Source organism: Micromonospora sp. NPDC002411, from assembly GCF_053592955.1.
The window spans coordinates 1-3,891 of sequence record NZ_JBSFBM010000480.1; the positions used below are offsets into that span (position 1 = coordinate 1).

The following is a 3,891-nucleotide window of genomic DNA, read 5'->3' on the forward strand; positions in this document are numbered from 1 at the left end:
CAACGCGATCATGGAGCTGCTCGGCGTGCCGCCGGGGCCGGTGGTGGGTAGGGCCTGGAAGCACCTCAAGGAACTGCGCCTCGAACACGGCCCGCTGGACCGCGACGCCGCCGAGGTGGAGTTGCTGCGTTGGGCCCGCACCGAGGGCCTGGTCGACTAGCTCCAGCAGCCCCGCCGTCTGGCCTTGATCAACTCGGTTTCACCGAAACCGCGGTGTCCCGGTCGCCAGGACACCCCGGGTTTCTAGGAACCCGAGTCGATCAGACGGGCGCCGCGCCCGAACCGGGAGCGGCGCCCATCGGCGTACAGCGTCAGCGCGTCTCGACTGCCGTACTGTCCACGGCCGCGCCCTTGCCGGTCGAGGCGCCGTTGCCGGCCGGCGTCGACGCCGAGCCGAGCCGGGCCAGCAGGCCGGCCAGGTCGATCCCGGTCAGGTCACTGCCGAGCTGGAGCCCCTGGGCCACGTTGCCGGCCACCGACTTCGTCAGCGACGACGCACCGTCGGTGGAGATGACAGTCATCTTGTCGATCGCCCCGATCGGGGCGCTGGCCGCCTCCACCACCTGCGGCAGCACCTTGACCAGCAGGTCCAGAACCGCCGCCTCCCCGTACGCGGCGAACGCCTCGGCCTTGCGCGCCATCGCGTCCGCCTCGGCCTCACCCCTGGCCAGGATGGCCGCCGCCTCTGCCTGACCCTCCCGCTCGACCGCCTCGGCGATGGCGGAACGCCGACGCTGCTCGGCCTCACCCTCCTTGGCGCCCTCGATCGCGTTCGCCTCGGCGAGCGCGGCACGTCGGGCCCGCTCACCCTCACCGGTGAGCCGTGCCTGTTCGGCGGAGGCCTGCGCGGCGGCGATGACCGACTGCCGCTGCGCGTCCGCGTGCAGCACCGCCGCGTTACGCGACGCCTCCGCCTCCTGCTCCACCTTGTACCGGGCCGCGTCGGCCGGCTTGCGTACCTCGGTGTCCAGTTGGCGCTGCTTGAGTTCGGCGTTGCGCTCGGCGACCTTCTGCTGCTCGGAGAGGATCGCCTGGTCCCGTTCCGCCTGCGCGAGCGGGCCGGCGGCGGCGGACTTCGCCTTCGCCGCGTCGATCTCGGCCTGGATGCCGGCCTGCTTGAGGGCCAGGTTCCGGTTCGCCTCGGCGATGGCCTCCTCGGCGAGCAGGCGCTCCTGCTCGGCCTGCTGTCGGGCCCGCGCCTCGGCGATCGCCGCGTCCTTGAGTACCCGGGCGGCCTCCGGCCGACCCAGGTCCTGCAGGTAGGAGCCCTCGGCGAGGATGTCCTGGAGTTGGAAGGTGTCCAGCACCAGGCCCTGATTGGTCATCGAGTGCTCGGCCTCCTCGGCCACGGCGCTGGCGAACGCCGCCCGGTCCCGGATGACCTCCTCGACGGTGAGCCGACCGACGATCGAGCGCAGTGCGCCGGCGAGCACCTCGCGGGTGAAGTTGTCGATCTCGTCCTGTTGGTGCAGGAACCGCTGCGCGGCGGCCCGGATGGCGTCCTCGGTCCCGCCAACCTTGACGATCGCCACGCCGTGCAGGTCGGCGCGGATGCCCTGCTTGCTCACCGCGCCCCGGATGCCGACGTCGATCCGTCGGCTGGACAGGTCGAGCGACTGGAGCTTCTGCACGACCGGCAGCACGAACACCGACGCGCCCAGCACGACCTTCTGCCCGGAGGTGTCTGTCGACCGTCCGCCGTCGGCGGTCTGCGTGGTGCGGCCCTTGCGACCGGTGACGATGAACGCCTCGTTCGGCCCGGCCACCTTGATTCGAGAGAGCACGAAGAGCACCAGGATGAGCACGAGGAGGACCGCGCCACCGATGGCGATTAACAGGGCCATATAAGGAGTCCCGTCTACGAGGGGGAAATCAGTAGGTCTCGACCTGCACGCTTGTCTCGCTCAGCGCCTGAACGACGAACACCTGGGCGCCGATCGGTATCGGCTGGTCCGCACGGGCACTGAGCTTGACCGGTTGGCCGGCGAGCCGGATTCGGACCTCGCCGTACCCGTCGACCGGCACCGGGGTGACGACCAGGCCGAGCGCCCCGACCAGGTCGTCACGGGTGGGGGTGGGGTCCGTACGCATGTTGCGCGCCGCCCGGCTCAGCCGGGAAGCCAACCAGCCGGTGGGCACGGCCGCGAGGACGCCGCCGACCACCGCGCCGACGACCATTCCCGGTGTACGCGCACCGAGCAGTTCGTTGACGATGGCCGCGCCGAACCCGAATGCTCCGGCGAAGCCGGCGACCGTCTCGACCGAGATCGGGCCGTCCACGTCGGCGTGCCCGAAATGGAGCAGCTCGGTGCCGAGCAGGGCGAGCGCGAGCACCGCGATGCCTGCCCCACCGATGATCAGAAAGATGAGCGTCCCCGTTGCCACGACCTTGACGGTATCGACGCCACGCAACGCCGAACGCCGAGTGGCGCTCGGCCCGACGCTGGCAGCCGCGTCGGCGGCGGCATCGGGGAGAATGGGTTGATGCGCTGGACCGTGCTCGACTCACCGATCGGTGAGTTCTCCGTCGCCACGGACGGCACGAACGTCTGCGGCACCGCCTTCGGCCGGGTCGACGCGGCGGTCGACGTGCCCGGCGACCTGCTGTCCCAGCGGGCGGTGACCGAACTGCGGGCGTACTTCGCCGGTGCGTTGACCGCGTTCACCATCCCGGTCTCGATGCCGCGCGGCTCCGACTTCGAGCGGGCCGTGTGGCAGGAGATGACGCGGATTCCGTACGGGGAGACGCTCACCTACGGCGAGGTGGCGCGCCTCGTCGGCGATCCCGGGGCGGCCCGGGCGGTGGGCGTGGCCTGCAACCGAAACCCGGTGCCGGTGATCGTGCCGTGTCACCGGATCGTCGGCGTGGGCGGCAAGCTTGTCGGCTTCGGCGGGGGTCTGCCCCGCAAGGTCAAGCTGCTGGAGTTGGAGGCCGGGGTCGCCCTGCTACGCGCCTGGCACTGAGTTCCTCGGCACGTCACCACTCGAGTGGGCCAGCCACGGCGGGTCGGCCGGGTGCCGCCGCCGGAAGAAGCCGTTGGCCGGAGGCAGGGCCAGCAGGACCAGTGCGACGACGATGGCCACCGGCGCGCCCACACCCAGAGTGAGCAGCAGGGGCTCCAGCCAGCCCGGCATGGCGTCCCGCGCCAGCACGGTGATCCGGTCGATGTCCTCGGTGGAGTAAAAGGAGTAGAGCGGCCGGGGAGACCGGACCACACCGACGGTGGCGCAGCAGGCGAGAAAGGGCGCCGTGGCCCAGGAGGCGACCCGCGCGCCGTTCACCCCCACCACGTTGGCGGCGGCCAGGGCGAGGAGTGCGAGTGACAGCAGTGCGGTCAACAGGTCGGCCGCCAGGTCTGCGGTGCTGCCCAAGCCGGCGAAAGCGACCCCGCTCGCCGGCTCGAAGGACCTGGCAGCCTCGTGGAAGAAGTTCTGGCGCCAATACACGTGCCGTGTCACCGCATCGTCGGTGCCGGTGGGCGGCTCGTCGGCTTCGGGGGCGGTCTGCCGCGCAAGGTGTACCTGCTGGAGTTGGAAGCCCGGGTGGCCCTGCAGCAGGCGTGGTCATGACCTGTCCCGACGGGCCGATCCATATTCATCAGCCGATCGGTCGATGTGGACACCTTGCCCCATCCGCCATGATCGGGCGTCATTTCACCGACTCTGCGGGGGAACTTTGACCGAGAACCAGGACAAGACTGTGAACCGCCGTCGGCTGCTGCGCCGCGCCGGCACCGTCGCGGCAGGTGTCGCCGGCACGACCGTGGTTGGTGCCGCCGTTGCTGCGCCCGCTCAGGCCGCTCCGGGTGACCCGGTAGTTCAGGGTGCCAGTAACGCCGCCGGTGCCACCACCACGGAGCTGACCAGCACCGGGACCGGCCCCACGTTGCG

The 3,891-nt window shown here is 71.0% G+C and carries 6 protein-coding genes and 1 pseudogene; 4 read left to right on the top strand and 3 right to left on the bottom strand.

The features are described from left to right. Window positions 1–160, top strand: a pseudogene (locus ACWCO3_RS32565) (CCA tRNA nucleotidyltransferase); the annotation flags it as partial. 151 nt (window positions 161–311) lie between these two features. Here the strand turns inward: ACWCO3_RS32565 and ACWCO3_RS32570 are convergent. Then, entirely contained in the window at window positions 312–1,844 is a 1,533-nt protein-coding gene (locus tag ACWCO3_RS32570; RefSeq protein ID WP_450013755.1) for a flotillin family protein, read from the bottom strand. A gap of 28 nt (window positions 1,845–1,872) precedes the next feature. Further along, window positions 1,873–2,385 (bottom strand): hypothetical protein, encoded by a 513-nt coding sequence (locus ACWCO3_RS32575; RefSeq protein ID WP_435821821.1) that lies wholly within the window; start codon window positions 2,383–2,385, stop codon window positions 1,873–1,875. A 99-nt stretch (window positions 2,386–2,484) separates the two neighbouring features. Between ACWCO3_RS32575 and ACWCO3_RS32580 the strand changes: the two genes are divergently transcribed. Beyond that, entirely contained in the window at window positions 2,485–2,964 is a 480-nt protein-coding gene (locus ACWCO3_RS32580) for a methylated-DNA--[protein]-cysteine S-methyltransferase (RefSeq protein ID WP_450013758.1), read from the top strand. On the opposite strand, the gene ACWCO3_RS32585 is transcribed toward ACWCO3_RS32580, so the two are convergent. After that, on the bottom strand, window positions 2,947–3,372 hold the full coding sequence (locus ACWCO3_RS32585) for a hypothetical protein (RefSeq protein ID WP_450013760.1): 426 nt from the start codon (window positions 3,370–3,372) through the stop codon (window positions 2,947–2,949). The two genes, ACWCO3_RS32580 and ACWCO3_RS32585, sit on opposite strands and share 18 nt — an antisense overlap. A gap of 48 nt (window positions 3,373–3,420) precedes the next feature. Here ACWCO3_RS32585 and ACWCO3_RS32590 point away from each other — a divergent pair, with 48 nt between their 5' ends. Both ACWCO3_RS32590 and ACWCO3_RS32595 read left to right on the top strand, forming a co-directional pair. Further along, window positions 3,421–3,570, top strand: coding sequence for an MGMT family protein (locus tag ACWCO3_RS32590; RefSeq protein ID WP_450013762.1), 150 nt, complete (start codon window positions 3,421–3,423; stop codon window positions 3,568–3,570). A 130-nt stretch (window positions 3,571–3,700) separates the two neighbouring features. Next, on the top strand, window positions 3,701–3,891 hold a 191-nt coding region (locus ACWCO3_RS32595; RefSeq protein WP_450013764.1), incomplete at its 3' end, for a hypothetical protein.

Coding starts and splice junctions, on each gene's coding strand:
- ACWCO3_RS32580 (WP_450013758.1), top strand. CDS start 2,485: ATGCGCTGGACCGTGCTCGACTCACCGATCGGTGAGTTCTCCGTCGCC.
- ACWCO3_RS32570 (WP_450013755.1), bottom strand. CDS start 1,844: ATGGCCCTGTTAATCGCCATCGGTGGCGCGGTCCTCCTCGTGCTCATC.